A 25,848-nucleotide genomic window follows, 5' to 3' on the forward strand; every position below is an offset into this window, starting at 1 on the left:
GGCCACCTTCGCGGATGGCGAAGCGCAGGCCTTCTTCCATGGCGATGGGCTTGATCAGCTCGACCACAAACGTCACGTTATCGCCGGGCATCACCATTTCCACGCCTTCGGCCAGTTCCACCACGCCCGTCACGTCCGTCGTGCGGAAGTAGAACTGAGGACGGTAGCCCCCGAAGAACGCGCTATGACGTCCACCCTCGTCCTTGGACAGGATGTACACGCTCGCTTCGAACTTGGTGTGCGGCTTGATGCTGCCGGGCTTGGCCAGCACCTGACCACGCTCGACATCGTCACGCGCCACGCCACGCAGCAGCACGCCCACGTTGTCGCCCGCCATGCCCGAATCCAGCAACTTGCGGTGCATTTCGATTCCCGTCACGGTGGTCTTCTTGGTGTCGCGCAGACCGATGATTTCCACATCGTCCTGCACCTTGACGATTCCGCGTTCCACACGGCCGGTCGCCACGGTGCCACGTCCGGTGATGGTGAACACGTCTTCGACGGGCATCAGGAAGGTCTTGTCGGTGTCGCGCTCGGGGGTGGGGATGTAGCTATCGACAGCGTCCAGCAGTTCCCAGATGTAGTCGACCCACTTGTTGGTGCCGCGGGCCATCTTGGGATCGGCGACCAGGGCGTCGAGGGCCTGCAGAGCGCTGCCCTTGATCACGGGCAGGTCGTCGCCGGGGAACTCGTACTTGGAGAGCAGCTCGCGCACTTCCATTTCGACGAGTTCGAGCAACTCTTCGTCATCGACCATGTCGACTTTGTTCATGAACACGACGATGTGGGGCACGCCGACCTGCTTGGCGAGCAGGATGTGCTCGCGGGTCTGGGGCATGGGGCCGTCAGCGGAGGAGACGACCAGGATGGCGCCGTCCATCTGGGCTGCACCGGTGATCATGTTTTTGACGTAGTCGGCGTGGCCGGGGCAGTCGACGTGGCTGTAGTGACGGGCCGCGGTGTTGTACTCGACGTGGGCGGTGTTGATGGTGATGCCACGGGCCTTTTCTTCGGGGGCCTTGTCGATCTGATCGTAGCGCTGGGTTTCGATGCTCGGATCAGCCGATGCGGCGGTGAAGGTGATCGCCGCCGTCAGGGTGGTTTTGCCGTGGTCAACGTGTCCAATCGTGCCCACGTTCACGTGGGGCTTCGTGCGCTCAAACGTTCCCTTTGCCATGATGAATCCTCCTAGGGGGGTCACCCGGCCCATCATCTGGGCGGCGGGCAATCCTTCCAAGTTTACAGGCCCGCGCCCCGCTGGGGTAGAGCAAGCCTGCCGTGCTGAAGAGAGGGCGAAGTGATGTGCAAAAACTGAAGTGGAGACTAGAGAAACGCGGCCCACTCGTCGCAGGCCGCGTTTTCAGGTTGGAGCTCTTGGTCAGGATTGAACTGACGACCTCTCCCTTACCAAGGGAGTGCTCTACCACTGAGCTACAAGAGCGGAAAAAAAGTAAGCGGGAAACGAGACTTGAACTCGCGACATTCAGCTTGGGAAGCTGACGCTCTACCAACTGAGCTATTCCCGCGTCCTTGTGGTGGGCAGGGGCGGATTCGAACCGCCGTACACTTACGTGAACAGATTTACAGTCTGTCGCCTTTAACCACTCGGCCACCTACCCAGCCCAGTTTTGGCCCGATTACTACCATTTCACGCGTGGTTTCGTGAAATCTGGAGCCACCCAGGAGAATCGAACTCCCAACCTTCCGATTACAAGTCGGGTGCTCTACCGGATTGAGCTAGAGTGGCACCTTGAGCCTGCGCCGGAAAGCCGAAAAAGCGGTTTCCTTGAGCATGGAAGTTCCCGCCTGCGCGGTCTCTTCCGGGTGTGGATAGTAGCACTGCCCCCAGAAGGTGTCAACACGTTCGGTTGCCGGCGCACTTCTGGGTGTTGGCCTCTGCCCGGTGCCTCATTCCAGTATTGATTCCTGCGCCGACGCTGCGCCCTGGTCTGTTCTGGCCCCTCCAGTTAGGCCTGAACGGCCGCTGGGCACGCACACGCACATCTGGAACGCTGCACCCTGAATTCCCCTAAAGCAGAAGTTCATAGATGTACAGATGCGCCATAACGCGCATTTCACCCCACGCCCTTAGGCGTATGCTGGCGCTCTTGCGAGGTGTTTGGCCTGCGAATCGGCCCAGATGCCTGAGGTCTCCCTATTCCGTTTCTCGCCCGGTTGTTGTGTCCATAGAGTTGTGTTCCACATATTTTGGTCTGGTCTTGCCTGTCTGCGCTCCACAGTCCTGGCCCACACGAGGTTTCCCTTGGAAAGTCTAAGAACCCTGGCGCCGTACCTGAAAATGCATACGCGGCAGTACATCATCGGTCTGGTGGCGGTCATCATCGCCAACAGCGTCAACCTCCTGCCCTACTACTTCATTCGCCTGACCATCGACGGGCTGACTGGACAGACCGATACAGACCCAAACACGGCGGGCCTCACCCTCGCCACAGCGGGCCTCTACGCTCTGGGAATCGTTCTGGCTGCTCTGACTGCCGGTGGATTCATGTTATTGATGCGCCGGATGATCGTGGTGGCCTCCCGGCAGACCGAATACGAAATCCGGCGCGACCTGTTCGCTCACCTGCAAACGCTGGACAAGCACTACTACGACCGCGCCAAGACGGGCGACCTGATGAACCGCCTCACGGGTGACCTCAGCGCCGTACGCGAAATGTTGGGGTTTGGCGCGTGGCAGATCGTCAACATCGTGTCGGGCTTCGTGACCGCTTTTGCGGTGATGTTCGGCCTGAGCTGGCAACTGACCCTGATCGTCATCGCCATTTTGCCCATCATCGTGGGCGTGTTGTTCTATCTGGCCCGCCAGATCAGCAAGCGCCACCGGCTGGCGCAGGAGCAGAACAGCCTGATCGCCGCCAAAGCGCAGGAAAACTTCAGCGGGGCGCGGGTGGTGAAGGGTTACGCCATCGAAGACCGCGAGATTGCCGACTACAAGTCCATGAACCTGGAGTTGCTGCGCCGCAATATCGCGCTGACCAAGGTGGAAGGGCCGCTGCGCTCGTTTGCCAGCCTGCTGATCGGGCTGGCTTTCGGCTTGATCCTGCTGGTGGGGGGCCGCCTGATTCTCAGCCCGACCAACGACGGCTCCTTCACGGTAGGCATGTTCGTGCAGTTCGTGGGCACGCTGGAGCGCCTGGCCTGGCCCATGCTGATGGTCGGCTGGATTACCGGGGTCACGCAACGTGGCCTGGCTTCGTGGCTGCGCCTGCGCGAGATGATGGACGCCCGCCCGCTGGTTCACGATGACCGCAACCGCACCAACACCCGAATTCGCGACCTGCTGGGAGACGTGGCCTTCGAGAACGTGAGCCTGAACTACGGCAACGCCCGCGTTCTGGAGAACATCGACCTGACCATTCCCGCCGGAACCTTTCTGGGCATCACTGGCCCCACTGGCAGCGGCAAAACCCTCCTGGCACAACTGATCACCCGCTCTATAGACCCCACTTCGGGCGTGGTCAAGATGGACGGGCAGGACGTGCGCGTGATTCCTCTGAATACCCTCCGGGACGCCATCAGCATCGTGCCGCAGGAGCCGTTCCTGTTCAGCGACACCATCGCCAACAACATTGGCTTCGGCCTTGGCAACCGTGACCTGCCCCGTGTGCCCACCGGAATCAGCGTGGTGGGTGCGCCCCCGACTCCCGACATCCCCCAGAAACCCGATCCTGCCCGCGTGCGGAATGCGGCTCGGCTGGCCGGGCTGGACGGCGACATAGAAGGCTTTCCGAACGGCTACGACACCATGCTGGGCGAACGCGGCGTGACCCTGTCGGGCGGCCAGAGGCAGCGAACTGCGGTAGCCCGTGCGCTGGTGCGCGAACCACGCATCCTGATCTTGGACGATTCGCTGAGCGCCGTGGACACTGAAACCGAGCGCAAGATTCTGGATGGTCTGCGCGAGATCAGTGCTGGACGTACCGTCATTGTGATTGCTCACCGCGTCAGTACCCTGCGCCACGCCGACCAGATCGTGGTTCTGGAGGCGGGCCGGATCGTGGAGCAGGGCACGCATGAAGGACTGCTGGCAGCGGGCGGGCACTACGCCGAACTGGAACGCCTGCAAAGCCTCGCCACCGATCTGGACGATGACGACGATGCGGTCGCCACTCCCGACGAGGCCGCCAACCTGCTGGAAACGGGCCGGATGTCTGCCCCCGGCCTGCCCACCAAAGAAAAAGAACAGGTGACCAAATGACCGCCCCCGACCAATCCGGCGACGCCTACCAGAAGGGCTTTGATGCCCAACTGACGCGCCGAATCTTCGTGTATCTGAAGCCTTACGTGCCGCTGGTGGTGGCAGGCGTGGTGTTGGCCCTGCTGATCGCGGTGGCCCAGCCCATGTTCGCCCTGATCCAGCGCCACGCCATCGACACCTATCTGGTGCCCTTCGAGCGAGACCGGACGCTGAGCACCGAAAACCTCTACCGGGGTCTGATGGTGGCCGCGCTGGGCTACATGGCCCTGAAAGTGGTGGAATTCTGCCTCACCTACGCCTTTACGCTCGCCATCGGCTACCTCGGTCAGAACGTGCTGCGCGATATCCGTGGCGACGTGTTCACCAAGCTTCAGCGCCTGCATCTGGCCTTTTTCGACCAGAACCCGGTGGGCCGCCTGATTACCCGCGTCACCAGCGACGTGGACGCCATCAACCAGTTCATTACGGGCGGTCTGGTCAGCCTGATCCAGAGCAGTTTCCTGATCGTGGCCTACGTGATCATCATGCTGCGGGTCAACTGGAAACTGGCCCTGATCTCGTTCACGGTGCTGCCCGTGCTGTACTTCGCCACCAATTTTTTCCGGGCCAGACTCCGCGACGCCTTCCGCATGACCCGCACCCAGCAGGCCATCGTGAACACCAAGCTGAACGAAAACATCACCGGGATGCTGACGGTGCAACTGTTCGGGCGCGAAAACCGCTCGGCTCTGGATTTCGACCAGTCCAACCGTTCTCTCCTGACCGCCAACGTGAATTCGGTGAAGTGGTTCTCGCTGTTCATGCCCGTCGTCGCGGTACTCGGACAGGTGGCGGTGGCGTTGGTGCTCTACTTCGCCTCACGGAACATTCTGGGCGGAAACGGCGTGGCCGCCGGAGCCTTTACCATCGGTACCCTCTATGCCTTCGTTCAGTGGACGCAGCAACTGTTCCAGCCGATTCAGGATCTGGCCGACGTGTTCAATAACCTTCAGGCGGCGATGGCCTCCAGCGAGCGTATTTTTGGCGTGCTGGACACCAAGGAAGAGGTTTCCGACAAGCCTGATGCCAAACCCCTGAATAACTTTGAGGGCAGCGTGTCTTTTGAGGGTGTGTGGTTCTCCTACGACCAGACCGTGACAGCCGACACGCCCGCCAGCGATGACCGCTGGATTCTGCGCGGCATCGACCTGCACATTCAGCCCGGAGAAAGCGTGGCGCTGGTGGGAGCCACGGGCGCGGGCAAGACCAGCGTCACGGCCCTCGTCAGCCGCTTTTACGATGTGCAGGGCGGGGCAGTGAAGGTGGACGGTGTGGACGTGCGCGACCTCGCCCAGTACGACCTGAGGCGGCACGTGGGTGTGGTCTTGCAGGACGTGTTCCTGTTTGCCGGAACCATCGAGGGGAACCTGACCCTCAACAACCCCGACATTTCGCATGAGCGCGTGGTCGAAGCCTGCCAGTACGTGGGCGTTCACGACTACATCCTGAGTTTGCCGGAAGGCTACCAGACCGAAGTGCGCGAACGCGGCGCGACCCTCAGCACCGGGCAAAAGCAACTGCTGGCCTTCGCCCGCGCCCTGATCCAGAACCCAGACATCCTGTTGGTGCTGGACGAGGCTACCGCCAACGTGGACACCGAAACCGAACTCCGCATCCAGCACGCGCTTCAGAAGGTGATGCTGGGACGCACGAGCATCATCATCGCCCACCGCCTCAGCACCATCGAGGGCTGTGACCGGATCGTGGTGATGAGAAAGGGCCGGATCGTGGAGCAGGGCAGTCACCGCGAGCTGCTGCAAAAAGGCGGCTATTACGCCCGCCTGCACCGTCTCCAGTACGCGCAGGGCGACGCCGCAGACTGAATTGCAGCAGGCAGTTCAGTTACGGAAAAGAAGGGCTGGGGCAACTGCTCCGGCCTCTTTTTTTTGCCGCAGGATCTCGCTGCCCTCTACAGAAACCGACCTGAAACCTCGCGGAAGCTCCGTGTGGCCGTCATAGATTTTAATACCAATGTGGTTATATATCGGGCTACAGAAGCTCGGTCAGAACGCCGATTTCCTCTTTGCTCTCCTGCAACTTCGCCCCGGTCCCTGCTCGGGTCGCCTTCCAGTGGCCCGAATTGCGAGCCGGGAATGGGTGACTAGGCATGGCAAACGAGTACACTTGAAAATAATGCTGGCGTTTCGGTTGTTCATCGTGGGTGTGGGCCTGCTGGTCGGTTGGGCCGTGGGGATGTTGTTGTCGAGTGGAAGCGTGGGCGAAGGTCTGGCGCTGGTCAATACCCTCAGCCTGATGATGGCGGGTGCACTGACTGGCTTTTTGCTCGCCCCACGCGGTGAGAAGTTGGCGGGGCGCTGGCTCACCGCGTTTGCCCGCTGGTACGAAAAGCTTTCGCCGCGTACGGTTGCCGCCGCCACCTTCGGCCTGATCGTGGCGCTGCTGCTCAGCGTGCTGTTGGGCAATCTGCTGCGTGGCCTGCCGTTTTACAGTTGGGTCTGGAACGTCTTGGTCACACTGGTGTTGGCGGCGTTTTTCGTTTCTTTCGCCACGCAGCACGCCGACGCTTTCGGGGCGTTTGCCTTTCCCTCGGTGCGGCGCAAACCGGGCAGCAAACTGCTGGATACCAACGTGATCATCGATGGCCGCATTCTGGAACTGGCCCGCGCCGGATTTCTGGAGGGTGAACTGGTGGTTCCCGGTTTCATTCTGCGTGAATTGCAGGTGCTGGCCGACAACGCCGATCCCCAGAAGCGCACGCGGGGCAAACGGGGTCTGGGCGTTCTGGAAGAACTTCGCGAGATTCAGCCGATTCGGGTCGAGGACTGGGACGACGCTACCCTGACCACCGTAGACGACAAACTGATCCGGCTGGCCCGCGACACAGGCGGCAAACTGCTGACCAACGACGGCAACCTCCGCAAAATTGCCAAATTGCATGGTCTGGAAGTCCTGAGCATCCACGAGGCGGCGGTGGCCCTCAAACCTCAGATTCAGAGTGGGGATCACCTGACCATCACCATCACCAAGGGCGGCCAGCAGCAGGGGCAGGGCGTGGGCTACATGGACGACGGCACGATGGTCGTCGTGGAAGACGGCATGAAATATCGGGGCAAACCGACCCGAGTGCAGGTCATCAACAACGTGCAGACCAACGTGGGCCGCATGATCTTTGCGCGGGCAGAGAAAGACGGAAACGGGGACGCAGCATGAAAAGCGGTAAGTGGTGAGTGGGAAGGTCAAAATCAAAAAAATGAGATAAAAGACAGGGGGCCTTGAATTGAATTTCAAGGCCCCCTCTTTTCCCACTCACCGCTCCCTACTGACCACTGACAGTTCTTAAAACCTCTGTACGCTGCTTCCCGCCACGCTCTTCGTCACCAGCAGGCGGCTCGGTAGGCGCTCGGACAGGCTTTCGACGTGCGTGACCACGCCCACCATGCGGCCCTGTGTTCGCAGGTTTTCCAGTGCGCCCGCTACGGCTTCCAGCGCCTGCGGATCGAGGGTACCGAAGCCTTCGTCCAGAAACAGTGCGCCCAGAATTTTATTGCCTGCGAGGTAGTCGCTGAGGGCAATCGCGAGGCTCAGGCTGGCGAGGAAGGTTTCGCCGCCCGATAAGGTTTTGACTCCTCTGGCCTCGCCTGCGTTCCAGAGGTCCTGAACCACATATTCGCCGTCGGCCAGCGCGAGGCGGTAGCGCCCGTCGCTGATGGAATGCAGCAGCACGCCCGCCCGAGTCAGCAGTTGGGCTTCCACTTCGGCCAGCAGGAATTGCTGGAATTCATCGGCCCGCAGGCTGTTGGTCAGGGTCTTCCAGGTGTCGTGCTGGCTGGACAGGATTGCGGCGCGGCGTTCTATCTCGGCCTTGCGCTCCAGCCGCTCCTGTGCGGTGCGTTGCTGCTCGCGCAGTTGTCCGGCACGTTCGCGGGCAGCAGTCAGGGCCGCGTCGGTGGCGGTCAGGTCACGGGTCACCTGCCCCAGTTCTGCCGGATCGAACGGTGCTACACCCAGTTGCCGCTCCAGTTCCTTCAGGTTCTCCGTCAGTTGAGATACCTGCGCGGTGTGCGTCCGGGCCGCAACCTCCAGCGCGGCGATATCGGTTTCGGGCAGGGCGGCGGCGCGAGCCTGGGCAGCGTCCAGACCCAAGACGGTGAGCGCTGCGCCGAGGGCCGCCTGCGCCTCCTGAGCTTCGTGGCTACGGAGGGTGGCGGCAGCCTGAGCACTGTGTAAGGTGGCCTGCGCTCCAGCGGCGTCACTCTGGGCACGGGCCAGAGCAGAAGCAGCGTCCTGGATGCGTTTACGGATGCCTGCCACCTGCTCCAGCGCCTGCTTTCTGAGTTTGGCCGGGTCAGCTCCCGCTTCCCGCACCCGCGCCGCGAGGCCCGCCAGCAACCGCAGCGCCTCGGTGTGTGGATCGCCCGTGATATGGCTTTCCAGCTCGCGCAAATCCAGTTCGCGCTGCCCGATCTGGGCTTCCCAGTCTTTCAGCGCGTCAGTGCGGGCGTCCACTGATTTCCGCAGGTTCGCCAACTCTAGCCCGATTTCCTTGTAGCGCAGGCGGCGGCCTTCCAGATTGGTTTTCAGTGCAGCTGCCTCCTGCTCCAGCTTGCCCAAATCGAGGTGAGAAGCGGGCGGGACGTGTTCCACGCGTTGTAGACACAGCGGGCAAGGCTCGCCCGCGTGCAGGTGGGTGCGGTAGGCGGCGGCCCCGGCCTCTATCTGGGCGGTTTTCAGGGCGGCATCAGCACGTTCTGCGGCAGTTTTGGCTTCCTGACCCTCGCGCTTGACCCGTTCCTGCTCGTCGGTCAGTGTCTTGAGTTGCGCCGTTTCGGTGTTCTGGCGCTCCCGGTCTGCATGCAGCGCGGCTTTCTGGGCCTCTATTTGCACGCGCTCCTGCTTCAGCTTTTCCAGCTTCTGCGCGGCCTCTCGGGCCGAGTGGTGCGCGTCTTCATCCCAGGGCAGGGGCGCGGGGTGGGTGGTCTGAGGCGTGCCCCCAGCGCGGCGCAGGCGGGCGGCATCGGCCTCGGCTTCGCGCAGGGCCTCAGCGCGGGCTTCGAGGTCGGGGATGGTGATCTCTGCCTTCTGGGCGGCGTCCAGCGCGGTCTGTGCGGCCTGCACCGCACGTCCAGCCCCTTCTGCCTGAGTCACGGCGCGGCCCAGCGTCGCGGCTTCCCGCTCGTGGGCAATCCGGGCACGTTGCGCGGCATCCAGCAGCGGCTCCACGCCTGCCACGCGCCGCGCCTGTGCTGCCCGCTGTGCGCCGTCCAGAATGCTGCCCGTGCGGGCCTGCAAGGTGGTCAGGCGGCGGCGGGTGTCCTCACGGGCCAGCCACACGCGCTCGGTGTCGCGCAGGCGGGTCTGTCTGGCCCGCAGGCTTTCCAGTGTGTCGGTCAGGTGCTCCGCCTCGGCGCTCAGGCGTTCGCGCTCCGTATGCAGGGCGGCCACGGCTTCAGCGGTCACGCCCGCATATTCGTTTTCCAGAACCTTCTGGTCGCTGTCGGCGCGGTACTTCAGTTCCTTGGCCTGATCGGAGGCCACCTTCTGCATGGCCTGAACGTGATCCAGTCCCGTCAGTTCCCCCAGCAGCATCTGGCGTTCCTTGCCGTTGCCGTGTAGCAGGCGGGCAAATTCGCCCTGCGGCAGCATCACGCTGCGGGCAAACGTTTTGAAATCCAGCCCCACCGCCCGCCGGATCCGCTCGTTGATGCCCTTGGTGCCGCCGTCGTTCAGACCAGTCCAGCGCCCATCTGCGTCTTGCCGCTCCAGCCGCACGTCGTTTTCGGCCTGCTTACGCCCCTTCGTGCGGGCAGCGCGGTACACCTGCCCGCCCACCTCGAAGGTCAGGCTCACGCTCAGGCCGCGTTCTCCCTGAGAGATCAGGGCGTCGAGGCCACTGGCCCCCAGCCGCGCCGTGGAGCCGTAGAGGGCAAAGGTCATGGCGTCCAGCAGGCTGGATTTGCCGCTGCCCGTCGGTCCCACCAGGGCGAACAGTTCCAGATCATCGAAATTCAGTTCAGTGAACTGGCGAAAGGCGGTAAAGCCCTGCAACTCAAGGTGAATGGGCCTCATGCCTCTCCCTCCAGCCGTGCCCGCTCATCGGCGTTTTTGAAGGCGGCCCGCAGATCGTCCGGAAGTTCGCCGCGTTTTTCTTGCCAGTAACGCTCATACAGCTCGGTCAGACTCAGGCCCTCGCGCTTCAGTTCGGGCAGGGCCAGGTCTTCCTGCGCGGCGTCCAGATCTACAGCCAGGGCATTGGGGGCCAGCCTCAGCACGCGGTCTTTCAGGCCCGGCAGGGCAGTTCCGGCGGGCGCACGCACCACCACCTTCAGCAGCCCCGTAAAGCCTTTTAGGGCTTCCAGACGGGATTCCACCTGATCCACATCCACGCGCAGGGTTCGCAGTTCGCGGCCACTTGCCAGCGGCAGAGCATGCACGCGGGCGGGGCGTCCGGCTTCGACCTCCACCAGATTCACCTGTTTTTTCTCGCCGCTCTCGCCAAAATCCAGCTGAATGATGCTGCCCGGATAGCAGGCCAGCGGTGCATCCGACACCTGCTGCGGCTTGTGCACATGCCCCAGCGCCACGTATTGCGCCCCCGGCGGCAGTTGCAGCCCCGACAGGGTGTAGCTGTTGGTCAGGTCAAACTGCATGCTGCGCTCGCTGCCACTGGGTTTCGCGCCGTCCATGGTGGCATGGCACATCAGCATATTCACGCTGTCTCCGCGAAAGCCCTCGCCCAAGCGCCGCAGAAAAAAGCCCATGCCCTCGCGGTATTTCTGCCGCCATGCGCCCACGTCGCCGCCCATCAGATCGGCGGCCTTCACCAGCCTTCGTTCAGACAGGTAGGGCAGAGCGCCCACCGTCAATTTCTCGCCGTTCTTCAGTTCCAGTGTGCGTACCATATTCGCCGGATTGGTCGTGGGCTGGGCCACCACCTGAATGCCCACCCACCCCAACAATCCCGCCACCGAATCCAGCCGCGCCGCGCTGTCGTGGTTGCCCGCGATCACGATGCCTGGAATGCCCGCATCGCGCAGTTGCAGGAAAAAGTTGAAGACGGCGGCTTCGGCATCGGCAGAGGGATTGGCCGTATCGAACAGGTCGCCTGCCACCAGCACGGCGTCGGCGCGTTCGGTGCGGGCCAGTGCGGCAATTTCGGTCAGGGCCTCATGAATTTCCGGCGTGCGGTCAAAACCCCGCAGGTTCCGTCCTGCGTGGAAGTCCGCCGTGTGTAATACGCGCATGACGGAAAAAATAGCACGGGCCAGCCTGAGAACAGAGTGGAATCGCGTGTAAACCCCCCAGTCGGCTTCGCCGCCAGCCCCCCTTGAGGGGAGCACAAAAGCTGTTCTGTCCTCCCCTCAAGGGGGGCGTTGCGAAGCAACGGGTGGGGTTACTCACAACCCCACCCTCCCCATCATTTGACAGACTTGGCCTAATTGATTATGCTGATGGCGTAATAGAAATCTTCCTCACGCTTCCGCCTTTTGCTGTTCTACTCGTCAACTTCAGGAGGTTTCCCCCATGCCTGCACCCCTATACCGCCACGGAGATGTCTTGCTGCAAGCCGCTCAACCACCCAGCCTTCCACTGCGCCAACAACCGCATCTGACGCTGGCTTACGGTGAGGTCACGGGCCACAGCCACCGCATTGCCGAGGCGGGCGCGGCGCAGTTGTATGCCCTCGGATCGCAGCGCGCGGGCGACGATGTGGCGGGGAATACTGTGGCCGCCGATCAATACCTGCATGTCACGGCCCCGCACGCCACCCTGACGCACGAAGAACACGGCCCGATTCGCCTGCCCATGGGCTGGTACCGGGTGTGGCAGCAGCGCGAATACACGCCCGGCAGCGTCCGCACGGTGCTCGACTGATGTTCCGGGTGCAGAGCGGCGGGCGGGTCATTGCCCGACCCCAGAAGGCGGAGCGGGAGCAGGAACCTCAGATTTCTGCGCCTGCGAAGGCCTCCGCCGCTTTGCCACAGCCGCTCCCGGTGCGCTACAGCAGCCTGCCCCCGGTGGTGGCGTCTCAAGCGGTCTCGCCCGAAGAGGCCCGCGAACTGCTGAGGCGGGGGCCGGTGCCTGCCGCCCTCACGGTGTCCGGCCCCCTCAATCTCAGCGGCGCGGCGTGGCTGCGTGCCCTGCCCGATTGGTTGCGCTGCACGGTGCTCACTGTAGACGACTGCCCCAACCTTTCGGCCCTGCCCACCGACCTGCACGCCGAGCGCCTGAGTGCCCGCCGCACGCCCGCCCTGCAGGAAATAGAGGGTCGCCTCAGCGTGCGCGACAGCGTGAACCTGAACGGCAGCGGCGTGCGAGTTCTGAATGCCGATCTGCGGGCCACGCGCCTGAGCCTTGCCGGATGCCGTGACCTGCGCGTGCTGGGCGGCGGCCTCAGCGTGGCGCATCTGGATGTCAGCGGATGTGCGGCGTTGGCGGCCCTTCACCCCGATTCGCACGTTACCCAGACGCTGGAACTTGCGGGCAGCGGTCTGACTGCCCTGCCTCCCAGTATCCGGGCGGGCCTGCGCTGGAGCGGCGTCCCGGTGGATGCCCGCTTTGCTTTTGCCCCCGAAACTCTGACCGGGCATGAAGTGCTGAACACCCGCAATGCCCAGCGCCGCCGCGTGCTGCTGGACCGCATCGGCCTGGACCGCTTTTTGCAGGATGTGGGCGGCCTGATCCTGCACCGTGACCATGATGCAGGCGGCGAACGCCAACTCGTTCAGGTGCCCTTTGACAACGATGAGCCGCTGGTAGCCGTGTTGGTGCGCTGCCCCAGCACTGGCGGGCGCTACGCCCTGCGCGTGCCGCCTCATATCCGTACCTGTGCGGCGGCGGTGGCGTGGACGGCGGGGCTGGAACCGGGCGACTATCAGCCGCTGCGGGAAGCGTAGGGAGGGCGTCTCAGGGCCCAGGTCAGGGGGAGTGAGCGCAGCGATTGCCCTTGACCTGCCCTTAGACACTTAGACCGACTGACGCGCCCACCAGCTACACCTCAAGCTCAACAAAACCTAAATCCCATTCAGCGCCGAGCTGGGCAGCTTCTGGCCCCGCCGCTCCCGCTCTTGCTCTAAATTGTTCTCTAAACCACCCTTCACTCCCCATTTCCACAAACTCAAGCCCAGAGGTAAGCCATGACCCAAAACACCGACTCTATGCAGGTTTCCTACTCCTTCGGCCAGTCCCAACTGATCGAAGGCAATGCTGCGCCCACCGATCTTTTGCTGCGTTTGCGACTGCCCCAAACTCAGGCGGCGCGGCGGCCCCTGAATCTGGCCCTGGTCATAGACCGCAGCGGCAGCATGGGCGGCAGCCTGCTCAAGCACGCCATTCGCGCCGCTCAGAACGTGGTGGACGGGCTGGATGCGGGCGACACCCTGAGCGTGGTGACGTACGACGACGCCGTGCAGACCCTGATCGCGCCCACTGCCGTGACCGATAAAGACGCGCTGAAGGCCAAGATTGCCAGCATTCGGGCAGGCGGCCTGACCAACCTGTCGGGCGGCTGGTTGCGGGGCGTGGAACTGGTGGCGGCGCAGGCGGGGCCGCAGGTGGTGAGCCGGGTGCTGCTGCTGACCGATGGACAGGCCAACGTGGGCGTTCAGAACACGGGCGTTCTGACCAAAACGGCGGCGCAGAAGGCCGAAGCGGGCGTGACCACCACTACACTGGGCTTTGGCGGCGGCTTCAACGAAGACCTCCTGATCGGCATGGCCCGCGCTGCGGGCGGCAACTTCTATTTCATCCAGTCTGCCGACGATGCTGCCGACGTGTTCGGCATCGAGCTGCAAACGCTGAAGGCTGTGGCGGCCCAGAACCTCACGGTCACGCTGACGCCTGCGCCGGGCGTCACGGTGGCCGACGTGCTGAGCCTCTATAAACCCGGTTCCGATTCTCTGACCTTCGATCTGGGCGACATGTACGAGGATGAGGACAAGCTGCTGGGAGTCACGCTGAATCTGCCTGCCCTGAGCGGCGGCACCCATGATCTGCTGGGCCTGACCTTCCGGGCCGACGCTGTGCGGGACGGAGCCATTCAGAGCCTCGCCGGGGCCGTGCAGGTGCAGGCCCTGGCCGCGCCGCTGGGGGCCGATTTCACCACCGATGTCAGCGTCACGCTGGACCTGGCCCGCCTGCGGATTGCCCGCGCCAAAGAACGCGCCGTGGAACTGGCCGACAACGGAAGCGCCGCAGAAGCCGAAGCCGTGCTGCGCGGCCTGATTCGTGACCTGAACGCGGCGGGCCTGCAGGAGCATTTCGAGATTGCCGAAGAGCTGGAGCAACTGGAACACTACGCGGGCCGCATCGCCTCGCGCCGCTTCGACAACGACAGCCGTAAGGAACTGCGCGATCAGTCGTTTCAGGGTCTGGGCCGCTCCCGCGCCGACCTTCAGGGACGCGGCGTCACGGTGGATACGGCAGTTCTGGCCCTGCCCGTGGTGGCAGATTCGGCGGGCGGTGTGGAACTTCTGTGCGTCCGTGACGGTGGTCGGTTGCGCGTCAAGGTGGTTTCGGACGGCTTCGACCACAGCCTGAACGTGCAGTTTCCGCGTGCGCTGCGGGCCGATGGAGCGCGGTACGTGGTGGGCGGCCTCGATACCAGCGCCGACGGAAGCTTTTACCGCGTGACTGGAGAGATTCGCCGGGTGGTGCGCTCTGGCGAAAGCGATCCTTTGATGGGCCTCAGCATCGGCGGGGGCGGGCAGAGTCGCCGCAGCAGTGCCAGTACCGGCGTGACCAAGGCCGCCAAAACTGCCGCCGATCTGGACACCACCGATACGCCCAGCGGCGGAATTCTGGTGCAGTGCGTCAAAGAAGGCAGCAAACTGCGTGCCCGCGTGGTGCAGGACGGCTACGAACCCGACTGGAACATGCGCTTTCCCCGCAGCATCCGCGAAGATGGGTTGCTGTACGTGGTAGACGAAGTGAACACCGCCCCAGACGGCAAATCTTATATCGCGTCGGGGGAAATCCGGCGGTTGGTGCAGCCGAGCTGAGGGCGTGAGGGTCTAGAAAGACCTGTGAAACCATGTTTTTGCTCCCTCTCCCTTGAGGGGGGAGGGCTGGGGCGGGGGTGAGTGAGCGCAGCGATTGCCTCCGCCCCAGCCCAAATCCCCCTCCCCAATAAGCGGTCAGCCAAGCACGCGCTGGCCGCTGTCTTCTGGCCCGCCGTTCTCCAATTGACGACCCTATTCACCCCACCCACAGGAGTTCCCCCGATGTTGCCTCACCCGCATCTCTGCACCAAGACCTCCGGTCATTCCGCTGGGGGCGTATTCTGTAGCTCTATGTCTGATGCACCCGCCCTTCTGAATCCTTTTGCTGTCCGGCGTGTGCAGGGCCGATTCTGGCTGGGCCAACCATGACCCCGGCCCTCGAAACCATGCGCGTCACGGGCAGCGTGAACCGCGTGCGCTTCCGCTCTGACACGGGGTTTACCGTCATGACCGCCACCATCCGCAACACCGACGGAGAGGACCCCGACGCCACCGTGATCGGCGTGATGGCCCCGCTGGAAGCCGGAGACACCTTCAGCGCCGAAGTGGTGATGGAGGAGCACCGGGAATACGGCTATCAGTACCGCGTGCTGAACATGGTGCTGGAAGCCACGCCCGCCGACCTGACCGAAGCGGGCATCGCGGCGTATCTGGAAGCCCGTGTGGGCGGCGTGGGCAAGGTGCTGGCCGGACGAATTGCCCGGATGTTCGGCCCCGCCACCTTCGATATTCTGGAAAGTGATCCGCAAAAGCTGTTGCAGGTGCCGGGCGTCACCCAGAGCACGCTGCATAAAATGGTCTCCAGTTGGTCTCAGCAGGGGCTGGAGCGGCGTTTGCTGGCGGGCTTGCAGGGCTTGGGCCTCAGCATTTCGCAGGCGCAGCGGGCCGTCAAGCACTTTGGAGAAGTAGCCCTGGAGCGCTTGACCACCGACCTGTACGCCCTGACCGAGGTGGAAGGCATTGGCTTTCTGACCGCCGACAAGCTGGCAACGGCCCACGGCATGCCGCACGACGACGCCCGCCGCCTCACTGCCGCTGCCGTGTACGCCCTTCAGCAGGCCGCGCAGCAGGGGGGGCATTCCTATCTGCCCCGCTTCCGGGCCGAGCGTGGGGTGGCCCACTACACCCGTGTTTCGGCAGCCCAGGCCACCATCGCCGTGGAAACCGCCGTGGAACTGGGCCGCCTCTCCGACGATACGCCGCCCCTGCTGAAGGGCCAGGAAGACGCCGGAGACAACAGCCGGATTTATCTGCCCCATGTGCTGCGGGCCGAGAAGAAGCTAGCGAGCCTGATCCGCACGCTGCTGGCGACCCCGCCCGCCGGTGACTGGATGGTGCCTGCCGGAGCCGACAAGGGCCTCAGCGAGGATCAGGCCCGCGTGCTGCACCTGCTGGAAGAACAGCGCCTGGTGGTTCTGACGGGCGGCCCCGGCACGGGCAAAAGCACCACCACCCGCGCCGTTGCCGACTTAGCCGAGAAACTGGGGCTGGAAGTGGGCCTCTGTGCGCCCACCGGCAAGGCCGCCCGCAGGCTCGGAGAGGTCACGGGCCGCAGCGCCAGCACCATTCACCGGTTGCTGGGCTTCGGGCCGCAGGGGTTCCGGCACAATCACCTCGAACCCGCGCCCTATGACCTCCTGATCGTGGATGAGGTCAGCATGTGTGGCGACGCGCTGATGCTTTCCCTGCTGGCCGCCGTGCCGCCCGGAGCGCGGGTGCTGCTGGTGGGCGACACCGACCAGTTGCCGCCCGTGGATGCGGGCTTGCCCCTGCTGACCCTGGCAAATGTGGCCCCCACCGTGCGCCTGAGTACCGTGTACCGTCAGGCCGCCGAAAACCCGATCATTCGCGCTGCACACGGCCTGCTGCACGGTCAGGCACCCGAGTGGGGAGACCCCCGCCTGAACCTGACCCTCACCGATACCGATGGAGGTGCCCGCCGCGTGGCCCTGATGGTGCGTGAACTGGGCGGCCCCGGTCAGGTGCAGGTGCTGACCCCCATGAGAAAGGGGCCGCTGGGTGTGGATATGCTCAATCAGCAGCTTCAGAGCCTCTTCAATCCCGGTGAGGGCGGCATCCGCATTGCCGAGGGAGAAGCCCGGCCCGGCGATATGGTGGTGCAGACCAAAAACGACTACACCAACGAAGTCTTTAACGGCACGGTGGGCACGGCTCTGAAGGCCGAGGGAGGCCGCCTGACGGTGGATTTCGACGGCAATATCGTGGAACTGGCTGGGGCAGAGCTGTTCAATCTGCAACTGGGGTACGCCCTCACCGTCCACCGGGCGCAGGGCAGCGAGTGGCACACCGTATTGGGCGTGCTGCACGAGGCGCATATGCCGATGCTCAGCCGTAATCTGGTTTACACCGCCCTCACCCGCGCCCGCGAACGGTTTTACGCGGCGGGAACGGCCTCGGCGTGGCAAAAGGCCGCGACCCGGCAGCGAGAAGAGCGCTATACGGCGCTGCTGGAACGGGTGAAGGCGCGGTAATTCCGAAAGGCGGTAGGTTCCGGAAGAGGAGGGGCACGGCCCCCTTCCCATTTCACCTTTTCACCTCCCCCAGACCGGGCTGTCGATGACTGTCTTCATCTTAAAACGCCCTGGTCTACTGTGAATTATTTTACTTCCCCCACTCAGGGGTGAAATTTCTAACACTTTTTCACCATACTGACCGGGTATGCAGAACTCTCTCCGAACTCAAGGTGCGACGTTGATCGTGTCGCTTCTGATGGTCATGCTGGTTCTGGCTATGACAATGGTGCTGACGGCCCAGGTAACGATCTCGGCCCGGCGATCAAGTGCGGATCAACAATCTATCTTGCAGGCCAGATATGCCGCAGAATCGGGCGTTTCGCGGGTGCAGTCCCAGCTTGACCTGATGTCCAGACTGCTGAATGTGTCGGCCCTCGACGACCAGGTGCTGAACAGTTCGGTGGCATCGGACGTGGCTGCCCTTTGTGCCTTGCCGGGTCTGCCCGTCTTTGGCGGCAAGACTGACCTGTGCACCTTTGCACCCAATCAGGGCCTGGGGCGCGTGGCTACGGGCATCAATCCCCGCACCCAATTGCTGGTCCGGGCCATGAGTGAAACGGCTTTTGGGGTAGAGGGCATCGCTCAGGCCACAGAAGCAGTCCGTTCTGAATTTTGGTCGAATCTGTTCTCGGGGCAACAGGGAACGAGCTATACCGGTGGGCAGGACGCGACCTACGCCGCTCAGTTCGGCATGCAGCCGTTGCGGGTCGAGCGCACCCTGGAAAACACCTACCGCCTTTATTTCAAGGTTCCTGATCTGCAGGTCAAGGGCGAGTTGAGAGGCACGGGCCAGAATATTCAGGCCCGCGCCGCACAACCTGAATATTTCCTGCTGTTTTCGCGCCTGCCTTTTTCGCGTTACGCCCTGTTCACCAACCACCATTTTTCGAATCCCGACGATGAGGCCGCCAATATCCGCGTGACCTTTACAGACCGCACCATGTTCAGCGGGCCTGTACACACCAACCAGCACTTTCTCTATGAAGGAAAGCCCTGGTTTGGGGGCAGCGTCAGTTCTGCGGGTTGTCCTCAGGCCTCCATTGGTGTGGTGAATGGAGCGGCAGGCTGTACCCAGGTGCCCCAGCCAGGAGCTTTTTTCGGTGGGAGCACCGCGCTGACGCCCGTGGCCAATTTCAGTTCCCCCAATGCCCCTGTCGTGTGCAGAGCTAACAACGTGTGTGATGCTCCGCAGTTTGACGACGACGTGACCTGGAACAAGCCGTATATAGAACTGCCGACCAACAACCAAGAACAGCAGGCGTTGGCGGTGTCATCGGGGCTAGCGATCAATGGCGACGTAGCCGAGTTGCAGTTGCGGCAGGCCCAGATCCTGAACCAGACCCGGCAACTTATCAGCTACACCCAGAACGGAGTGATCACGCGGCTGGCCTACGGGGCCGACAAAAGATTGCTGATTCAGGTACAGGACGGCTCCTGGCAGCCCGCCCAACGCAATGCTGCCGGGGTTATTTCGGCCAATCCCGGCGGTACGGCAGCCCTCTTCAACGGAGTCGTCTCGGTCACGGGCAGGGTTGATAACCTGAACGGAGGGCCAGCCGCAGACGCCGTTCCGCCGGAACCGAGTATTGCGTCCTTCGCTGCCCTGACCCTGGCGACCACTGACAACGTGGCAATTACCAGCAGCCTGACCTATGCCAGTCCGCCCTGCTCCGGCTCACACGTCCGCAACGCCGATGGAACCGTCACGCCTGCCTCCTGTAACAACCTCACCGCCAGCAACATGCTGGGAATCTATTCCTCTGCCGGAGATGTGGAGCTGGTCAGCCCGGCCTCCTGCACCCAGGGATTCGGCACTTGTGCTTCTCTGCCTGCCAATGCCCGGATTCAGGCTGTCTTGATGGCTGGACAGAAAGCAGTACGCGTGCGTGGTTTTGACCGCCCTGTGCAGTCTACCAGTTTTGAGCTGGGCGACATTCAGCTCCTCGGCGGCGTGATCGAAAACTATTACGGCGCTTTCGGCAAGACCGATGGTCGGGGATATGGGCGTAATTTTGTGTATGACCCCCGCATGGATGATGGAAAAGCGCCTCCTGGCTTTCCTACTGAAGACTGGACCGTAGGGTTGAGAACCGAAAAAATGGAGAACAACATTCTGGTTAGTACACCCGTCTCTAAAATTCGCTTGAGTGGCGATATGGTCAATACGGCTCAACAAACCGGTACGCCGTGACGCAGCAGGCCAAACGCGTTCAGGCGGGGTTTACGCTGCTGGAAATGTTGGTGGTCATCGCCATTCTCGGAATTCTTTCTGGGGTGATGACCTTCAACCTTCTTGGAAATTTGCGCCGTACCGAGGTGCGGAATGCAGCGGCTCAGGTAATGGCCGATCTGCGCCTGGCGCGGGTGAATGCCCAGAAAACTGGTCTGGTCAGCCCGGTGACGATCGTCAACGGAACGGGGGGCTACGCGGCGCAGACCAACGCAGGAGCGGTGCAGATCAAAACTTTGGAAAACGGCGTTACGCTGTGGGCAACGACCTCGACCAATGGATTTCAGGTGGCTTACCGTCCACCGTTTGGCACTCTCGATTCGATCGGACTGGTCTGGGAAGTGCGGAGTCGGGTGGCTCAGGTGCCTTCTCTGTACATCAAGGTCGTGGGCGTGACGGGCAAGGTGATGTTAAGTGGATCGCGCGACTGAGCAGCTTGCGCTCCGGTGGACTGCGAACGCTGCACGTCCCAGACCGGTTGCTGTGCATCAGGCAGGCTTTACCATCATTGAAGTGCTGGTCAGCATCATGTTGTTCAGCATTATCGTACTGGTCATCATTACACCGCTCACGGGTCTGTTCAGCATGACCCGGCGCAGCGATCAGCAAACGAACGCCACACAGACAGCCCAGCGCATCATAGAAACTGTTCGGGGTGAATGGCTGTCTGAAACGAACTATCGCCAGGTGTGCCTTGCAGCCCCGCTGCCAGTCATGACCCCTCCTCTGGAAGTCAATGTCAAGAGTCTTGACCAGCAGGGCAACGTCCTGGCGACCAGGGTTTTACAGGCAACCTGCGGTACCCCCGCCGATGATCCACCTCTTCGCCGCATTCAGGTAACGGTCAAGGTGGGGAACGCCGTTTCCAGCCTGAGTGTGGATGTGCCCCGCCCATGACTGATCTGATTCCTGCACACAGGAGGCACCTTCAGGGCGTGACTCTGATTGAGCTATTGATCGGCATGGCCCTGGCCCTGATTGTCATGGTGGCCGCATTCGATCTGTTTACCTCTTCCACAAAAAGTGCTTTTAATCTGCAAACCCGCAGTGAGCTGCTGGCTGAATTGCAGATTGCACAAAATTACCTGGCCGCTCAGGTGCGCGACGCGGTCTACGTTTTCCCTCAGGGAACGACCCTGAATCTGGGCGGCGGCTACACCACCGAGCATCCTTTGGACGGTACGTGGCGGGTGGGAGATCAGGCTGTTCCGGTGCTGGCATTTATTAAGCCGCCAGAAGACACGACAAAAGGATGCCCTTCTAATGAAGACGGCTGTTATAAGTTTTATGCCTATTACCCTGTTCTCCGCAGCAGCTGGGTCAGCGGCGCGACTTCCTACAACGATCCGGGGCAAGACCCGCAAAACGGCAACCGCTGGCTGTTGGTCGAATACCACTCCAATTACAGAGTTCCTCCCCAACTGGCGTCTCTGGCTTCGCCCTATACCCCTCCTGCAGGGGGGAGTGGCCGCTTGCTGCTCGATTACGTCCAGCCCACTGCGCTGGCTCTGGCAGGCACGCCCGCGCTGTTTGTTCAGAAGGACGCTCCTGCTCCAGCGACTGTGCAGTCGTCCGGCACAGTGTCGGTCACGCTGAATTTTGCTCTGTCACAGCAGTTGCGGGGAAGCGTCCTGAACCTGCCCGGACGCAGCGCCACGGCGGCTCCGGCAGCTACAGTGCGGACAGTCACGGTTTTTCCGCGTAACCTAGGCAGCTTGGCTCCCTGATGGCCGTGCTGACTCCTGTGGGTCTTACCCCGCCGCGCCGGGCGTGCTAACCTGAAATCCCGGAGGCCAAGCGCCCCGGTTTTTTGTTGGTTCCTTCCCTTTGGCCCCCGATCTCCGGTTGGTGGGGGCGGCGCTTGGAGAGTACATGCGATACATATTTGTGACGGGCGGCGTGGTCAGCAGTCTGGGAAAAGGCGTGGCAAGCGCCTCGCTTGGAGCGCTTTTGCGGGCACGCGGCTATAAGGTCACGGCAGTCAAAATTGACCCTTATATCAATATCGACGCGGGCACCATGCGCCCCTACGAACACGGCGAGGTCTTCGTGACGGCCAGCGGCGCGGAAACCGATCTCGATATCGGCAATTACGAACGCTTTCTCGATCTCGATATTCCGGTGGGCAGCAACATTACCACCGGGCAGGTCTACCTGGAAGTCATCCGCCGGGAGCGGGCCGGAGACTACCTGTCTCAGACTGTGCAGGTCATCCCGCACGTCACCGACGAGATCAAGCGCCGGATTCGGGCGGCGGGCGAGAATGCGGGCGCGGAAATCGTGCTGATTGAGGTCGGCGGCACGGTGGGCGACATCGAAAGCCTGCCATTTCTGGAGGCCATTCGCCAGTTCCGCTTCGATGAGGGCGACGACAAGGTGCTGTACCTGCACCTGACGCTGGTGCCCTACCTCGGCACTTCCAACGAATTTAAAACCAAGCCCACCCAGCACAGCGTGGCAACCCTGCGCAGCGTGGGCATCAGCCCCGATATCGTGATGGTCCGCAGCAAAGAAAAACTGCCCTCCGACATCACGCGCAAGATCGCGCTGTTTACCAGCGTGCGCGAAAACCGGGTCTTTTCCAGCTACGACGTTTCACATGTCTATGAGGTGCCGCTGGCCCTGGAAGAACAGGGGTTGGGCAAGGCCGTAGAAGACCTGCTGGGCCTGGAGCGTACCCATCCCAATCTGGGCGTGTGGCAAAACGCCGTGCGCGTCATCAAGCACCCTCAACGGGAGGTGACGATTGCCATTGCAGGCAAATACACGGCCATGCCCGACGCCTACCTGAGCATGTTGGAATCGCTGACCCATGCCGGAATCGCCAACAATGCCCGCGTCAACATCAAGTGGATCAATGCCGAAGAACTGCGCGAGGGCGATCTGGAAGAGCAGTTGGGCGACGCTGACGGCATTCTGGTGCCCGGGGGCTTCGGCATTCGCGGCATCGAGGGCAAGATTCGCGCCGCCGAGTACGCCCGGACTCGCCTGAAGCCCTACTTGGGCATCTGTTTGGGCATGCAGATCGCTGTGATCGAGTATGCCCGCCATGTGGCCGGAATCGAGGGGGCAAACTCGGGCGAATTCGATGAATACGCGCCCCATAAGGTCATTGACCTGATGCCCGAACAGCTGGAAGCCGACGGCATGGGCGGCACCATGCGCCTCGGAGACTGGCCCATGCAACTGAAAGCGGGCAGCACCATTGCCGCGCTGTACGGCATTCCTCAGGGCGGCACCGTGCGCGAACGCCACCGTCACCGCTTTGAGGTCAACCCTGTCTACACGGCCCAACTGCAGGCGGCGGGCCTGGAGATCAGCGGCGTGACTCCGGGTGTGGCCGGACGCGGCGCGGGCCTCGTGGAAAGCATCGAGATTCCGGGCCACCCCTTCTTTGTGGCGCTTCAGGCCCACCCCGAATTCAAGAGTCGCCCCATGCGCCCCAGCCCGCCCTTTGCCGGATTCGTGGCAGCAGCGTTGGCCGCCAGGGAGGGCGGGCAGGCGGTGCCGCGCCCGGTGAACGCCCAGCCTGTACAGGCTCCGGCAGAGGCCGTCCGGGAAAACACCGAAGCCTAAGCAGAAAGCAGTCTGTAGGTCGGCCTTCAGCTTCGGCTGGGGCCGACTTTTTGTGTGGCCTGTGCAGGCGGCTGAACTGGAATTTCCAGTTGCCTCAGCGCCGCGTCCACCTGTGGTTCCAGTTCAGCGATTTCACCACTGTTTTCGATCACGTAACTGGCTCTGCGGCGTTTCTCTTCAGCGGGTGTCTGGCGGGCGTCGCGGGCCAACACTTCTTCGCGGGTCAGGTGGCTGCGGGCCATCACGCGGGCAATCCGGATTTCCAGTGGGGCATCTACCACCAGCACGGCGTCCATGCTTTTTTCCAGGCCGCCCTCGAACAGCAGGGGTACGTCCTGCACCAGCCAGCGCTCGCCGCGTAGCGTGGCTTCTGCTTCCAGCGCCGCCATGCGTGCCCGCACCCTGGGATGCACGATGGCGTTCAGTACCGCGAGCCGGGCAGGATCGGCAAACGCGGCGGCTCCCAACGCGGCACGGTCAAGCACGCCGCCCTGCACCGTGCCCGGAAAAGCCTGCTCTATCCGGGCCAAGGTCTCCGGCTCTCCCGTGACCCTGTGGGCCTGCTCGTCGGCGTCCAGTACGGTCAGGCCACGCGCCCGCAGCAGGGCTGCCACCGTGCTTTTGCCCGCGCCGATGCTTCCGGTCAGGCCCAGACGGCGGGGCACAGTGGGGAGAATGTTTTCGGCAGGCAGATCAGACATAGGCCCAATTAGAGCATCTGCCCAAGCGCTGCCTGGTCTGGACTGTTTTGCCTGTGCTGTTTCGTCTGGAGAGCATCAGGCCCGAGATGACGCACCCCGGACGCTCTCCTTTTTTGCCAGGACCGGGGGTCAAGGAAGGTCAGATGGGCATCACGCGCCGCATGGAAACTGGAGTATGCAAGTTGCGTCTGGGGGCAACAATACGGAATTTTGGCGTAATGACGCACTCTCACAGGTGTTTCACCCGGTCTACTGGCGTGATTCGGTATCTTTTGTGCGGTATCATGCACGGGCATCCCAGCCCAGATCGGGTCTTTCTGCCGCGCTCTACGGCGTTGGCGGGGGCCAGATCACGGAGGTTTTTGAGTGAAACGACGTACCCTCGGCCTGCTCCTCGCAGCGGCCCTCATCAACGGCGCAGCCGCGCAGACGCCTCCGACGGCTCCTGTCCCTGCTCAACCCGTGGCCCCGGTCACCGCTCCGGCTGCGGCTCCGGCCACCACCCCTGCCCCAGCTACTACGCCCGCCCGTCCTGTTCGTCCACCTGCGGCCAATTACGTAGCTCTGGGCGTTTTTTATTATCAGCAAGGCAAATTTGATGAGGCGTATGTAGCCTTCCGCGCTGCCACTGAGATCGAGCCGAACAACAGTGAAGCTCTGTTGGGTCTGGGACGTTCTCAGGTCAAGCTGCGGCTCTACACTCCCGCGCTCGAAACCCTGCGCCGCCTGACGGCTGCCGATAAGGGCAACGTGAGCGGCTACATTGCGCTGGCTCAGGCCTATCAGCAGCAATTTATCGGGGCCAGTGACCGCGCCACCGTGACAGGCAATCTGGCCGAGGCTCTGAAAGTTCTGACCGACGCCGAAACCGTGACCAATGCTCTGACAGGCCCAGATAAAAATCTGAATCTCAGCAAGGTCTGGAATGAGCGCGGCTACGTGTTCAAGTTGCAGGGTGACGGCGGCAGTGCCATCGACGCCTTCAAGCAGGCCAGCACCCTGAATCCCGAAAACGACGTGATTCTGTTCAATCTGGGCGATATGTACTACGCCACCGGAAACCTGACGCAGGCCCTCGACAGCTTGCAGCAGGCCGTGATTGCCAACCCGCGTGACTCCTACAACCGCGCCTACTACGCCAAGTTGCTGGCCCTCAGCGGCAACACCACCGCTGCCAAACCCGAAGCGGCCCAGGCTGCGCGTCTGTCGCCCACCAACGCCTATGCGGTGGGGCAGTACGGTGTGGTCAGCTACCTGTCCAAAGACAGTGCCACTGCCCGCCTGCAACTGAATCAGGCCGTCAAACTCGACCCTCTGCGCTACCCCGAGTTCTATTACTACCTGGGCCGCCTCGATCTGGACGCTGCCGACCTGCGTTCAGCCCGTGCCAACCTGACCCGCGCTGCCGCACTGGGCAGCACCACGCCCGAATATGCCTATTACCTTGGCCTCAGCTACGAGCGTGGTGCAGGCAGTGTGGCCCCCGACCGCATCAAGGCCCGCGAAAATTACGAACGTGCCCTGAAACTCAGCCCCAGCTATAAGCTGGCGCAGGAAGCCCTGGCCCGCGTGAAGTGAGCAAGCTGAAGTA

17 protein-coding genes and 4 tRNA genes are annotated in these 25,848 nt (G+C 62.6%); 13 read left to right on the forward strand and 8 right to left on the reverse strand.

All coding sequences use genetic code 11. The features are described 5' to 3' along the window. The 5 genes from tuf to F561_RS0114115 all read right to left on the reverse strand — a co-directional run. On the reverse strand, positions 1-1,177 hold a 1,177-nt coding region (gene tuf, locus F561_RS0114090), incomplete at its 3' end, for an elongation factor Tu (RefSeq protein WP_019011242.1). 189 nt (positions 1,178-1,366) lie between these two features. Next, a tRNA-Thr gene (locus tag F561_RS0114100) sits at positions 1,367-1,441 on the reverse strand. A gap of 12 nt (positions 1,442-1,453) precedes the next feature. Continuing rightward, positions 1,454-1,526: transfer RNA gene (locus F561_RS0114105), tRNA-Gly, on the reverse strand. A 7-nt stretch (positions 1,527-1,533) separates the two neighbouring features. After that, a tRNA-Tyr gene (locus F561_RS0114110) sits at positions 1,534-1,619 on the reverse strand. A 51-nt stretch (positions 1,620-1,670) separates the two neighbouring features. Continuing rightward, a tRNA-Thr gene (locus tag F561_RS0114115) sits at positions 1,671-1,747 on the reverse strand. Between the two features lie 552 nt (positions 1,748-2,299). Here F561_RS0114115 and F561_RS25525 point away from each other — a divergent pair. From F561_RS25525 to F561_RS0114130, 3 genes are all read left to right on the forward strand, one after another. After that, positions 2,300-4,219 carry an ABC transporter ATP-binding protein gene (locus tag F561_RS25525; protein ID WP_019010614.1) on the forward strand — a complete coding sequence of 640 codons (1,920 nt, stop codon included), beginning with the start codon at positions 2,300-2,302 and terminating at the stop codon, positions 4,217-4,219. Next, a complete protein-coding gene (locus F561_RS0114125) occupies positions 4,216-6,081 on the forward strand; it encodes an ABC transporter ATP-binding protein (RefSeq protein ID WP_019010615.1) in 1,866 nt (621 codons plus the stop codon). Before F561_RS25525 ends, F561_RS0114125 begins: the two co-directional genes overlap by 4 nt. Positions 6,082-6,391: 310 nt before the next feature. Next, positions 6,392-7,429 (forward strand): PIN/TRAM domain-containing protein, encoded by a 1,038-nt coding sequence (locus tag F561_RS0114130; RefSeq protein ID WP_019010616.1) that lies wholly within the window; start codon positions 6,392-6,394, stop codon positions 7,427-7,429. A gap of 126 nt (positions 7,430-7,555) precedes the next feature. Here F561_RS0114130 and F561_RS0114135 read toward each other — a convergent pair whose 3' ends face one another. After that, positions 7,556-10,285, reverse strand: coding sequence for an AAA family ATPase (locus F561_RS0114135; RefSeq protein ID WP_019010617.1), 2,730 nt, complete (start codon positions 10,283-10,285; stop codon positions 7,556-7,558). After that, positions 10,282-11,460 (reverse strand): metallophosphoesterase family protein, encoded by a 1,179-nt coding sequence (locus F561_RS0114140; RefSeq protein WP_019010618.1) that lies wholly within the window; start codon positions 11,458-11,460, stop codon positions 10,282-10,284. Before F561_RS0114140 ends, F561_RS0114135 begins: the two co-directional genes overlap by 4 nt. A gap of 280 nt (positions 11,461-11,740) precedes the next feature. Here F561_RS0114140 and F561_RS0114145 point away from each other — a divergent pair, with 280 nt between their 5' ends. The 9 genes from F561_RS0114145 (at position 11,741) to F561_RS0114185 (ending at position 23,556) form a co-directional block, all read left to right on the forward strand. Continuing rightward, complete coding sequence (locus F561_RS0114145) at positions 11,741-12,091, forward strand: hypothetical protein (protein WP_019010619.1); 351 nt, start codon at positions 11,741-11,743, stop codon at positions 12,089-12,091. Continuing rightward, complete coding sequence (locus F561_RS25530; protein ID WP_019010620.1) at positions 12,091-13,113, forward strand: DUF6745 domain-containing protein; 1,023 nt, start codon at positions 12,091-12,093, stop codon at positions 13,111-13,113. Before F561_RS0114145 ends, F561_RS25530 begins: the two co-directional genes overlap by 1 nt. 240 nt (positions 13,114-13,353) lie before the next feature. Beyond that, entirely contained in the window at positions 13,354-15,216 is a 1,863-nt protein-coding gene (locus F561_RS0114155) for a VWA domain-containing protein (protein ID WP_019010621.1), read from the forward strand. A 365-nt stretch (positions 15,217-15,581) separates the two neighbouring features. Continuing rightward, a complete protein-coding gene (recD2, locus tag F561_RS0114160; protein WP_019010622.1) occupies positions 15,582-17,708 on the forward strand; it encodes an SF1B family DNA helicase RecD2 in 2,127 nt (708 codons plus the stop codon). A 187-nt stretch (positions 17,709-17,895) separates the two neighbouring features. Continuing rightward, on the forward strand, positions 17,896-19,941 hold the full coding sequence (locus F561_RS0114165) for a DUF4900 domain-containing protein (protein ID WP_083922443.1): 2,046 nt from the start codon (positions 17,896-17,898) through the stop codon (positions 19,939-19,941). After that, positions 19,938-20,411: a pilus assembly FimT family protein gene (locus tag F561_RS25535; RefSeq protein WP_019010624.1), complete on the forward strand. Its 474-nt coding sequence runs from the start codon at positions 19,938-19,940 to the stop codon at positions 20,409-20,411. The genes F561_RS0114165 and F561_RS25535 overlap by 4 nt, the downstream gene beginning before the upstream one ends. Beyond that, a complete protein-coding gene (locus F561_RS0114175) occupies positions 20,395-20,877 on the forward strand; it encodes a type IV pilus modification PilV family protein (RefSeq protein ID WP_083922445.1) in 483 nt (160 codons plus the stop codon). Before F561_RS25535 ends, F561_RS0114175 begins: the two co-directional genes overlap by 17 nt. 38 nt (positions 20,878-20,915) lie before the next feature. Then, a complete protein-coding gene (locus F561_RS0114180) occupies positions 20,916-21,707 on the forward strand; it encodes a hypothetical protein (RefSeq protein WP_211214822.1) in 792 nt (263 codons plus the stop codon). 145 nt (positions 21,708-21,852) lie between these two features. Then, the gene (locus F561_RS0114185) at positions 21,853-23,556 is read left to right on the forward strand and encodes a CTP synthase (RefSeq protein ID WP_019010627.1); all 1,704 of its coding nucleotides are present in this window, start codon (positions 21,853-21,855) and stop codon (positions 23,554-23,556) included. Between the two features lie 26 nt (positions 23,557-23,582). Here F561_RS0114185 and coaE read toward each other — a convergent pair whose 3' ends face one another. Then, positions 23,583-24,257: a dephospho-CoA kinase gene (gene coaE / locus F561_RS0114190; RefSeq protein ID WP_019010628.1), complete on the reverse strand. Its 675-nt coding sequence runs from the start codon at positions 24,255-24,257 to the stop codon at positions 23,583-23,585. A 366-nt stretch (positions 24,258-24,623) separates the two neighbouring features. Between coaE and F561_RS0114195 the strand changes: the two genes are divergently transcribed. Further along, positions 24,624-25,835 (forward strand): tetratricopeptide repeat protein, encoded by a 1,212-nt coding sequence (locus F561_RS0114195; RefSeq protein WP_019010629.1) that lies wholly within the window; start codon positions 24,624-24,626, stop codon positions 25,833-25,835. Positions 25,836-25,848 lie beyond the last annotated feature (13 nt).

It is taken from the genome of Deinococcus aquatilis DSM 23025 (genome assembly GCF_000378445.1).
Lineage (GTDB): Bacteria > Deinococcota > Deinococci > Deinococcales > Deinococcaceae > Deinococcus > Deinococcus aquatilis.

Excerpts from the sequence above, each read along its gene's own strand:
- coaE (WP_019010628.1), bottom strand. The coding sequence starts at position 24,257 with ATGTCTGATCTGCCTGCCGAAAACATTCTCCCCACTGTGCCCCGCCGT.
- F561_RS0114165 (WP_083922443.1), top strand. The coding sequence starts at position 17,896 with ATGCAGAACTCTCTCCGAACTCAAGGTGCGACGTTGATCGTGTCGCTT.
- F561_RS0114185 (WP_019010627.1), top strand. The coding sequence starts at position 21,853 with ATGCGATACATATTTGTGACGGGCGGCGTGGTCAGCAGTCTGGGAAAA.
- F561_RS0114145 (WP_019010619.1), top strand. The coding sequence starts at position 11,741 with ATGCCTGCACCCCTATACCGCCACGGAGATGTCTTGCTGCAAGCCGCT.
- recD2 (WP_019010622.1), top strand. The coding sequence starts at position 15,582 with ATGACCCCGGCCCTCGAAACCATGCGCGTCACGGGCAGCGTGAACCGC.
- F561_RS0114140 (WP_019010618.1), bottom strand. The coding sequence starts at position 11,460 with ATGCGCGTATTACACACGGCGGACTTCCACGCAGGACGGAACCTGCGG.
- F561_RS25525 (WP_019010614.1), top strand. The coding sequence starts at position 2,300 with ATGCATACGCGGCAGTACATCATCGGTCTGGTGGCGGTCATCATCGCC.
- F561_RS0114155 (WP_019010621.1), top strand. The coding sequence starts at position 13,354 with ATGACCCAAAACACCGACTCTATGCAGGTTTCCTACTCCTTCGGCCAG.
- F561_RS0114135 (WP_019010617.1), bottom strand. The coding sequence starts at position 10,285 with ATGAGGCCCATTCACCTTGAGTTGCAGGGCTTTACCGCCTTTCGCCAG.
- F561_RS0114130 (WP_019010616.1), top strand. The coding sequence starts at position 6,392 with ATGCTGGCGTTTCGGTTGTTCATCGTGGGTGTGGGCCTGCTGGTCGGT.
- F561_RS0114125 (WP_019010615.1), top strand. The coding sequence starts at position 4,216 with ATGACCGCCCCCGACCAATCCGGCGACGCCTACCAGAAGGGCTTTGAT.
- F561_RS25530 (WP_019010620.1), top strand. The coding sequence starts at position 12,091 with ATGTTCCGGGTGCAGAGCGGCGGGCGGGTCATTGCCCGACCCCAGAAG.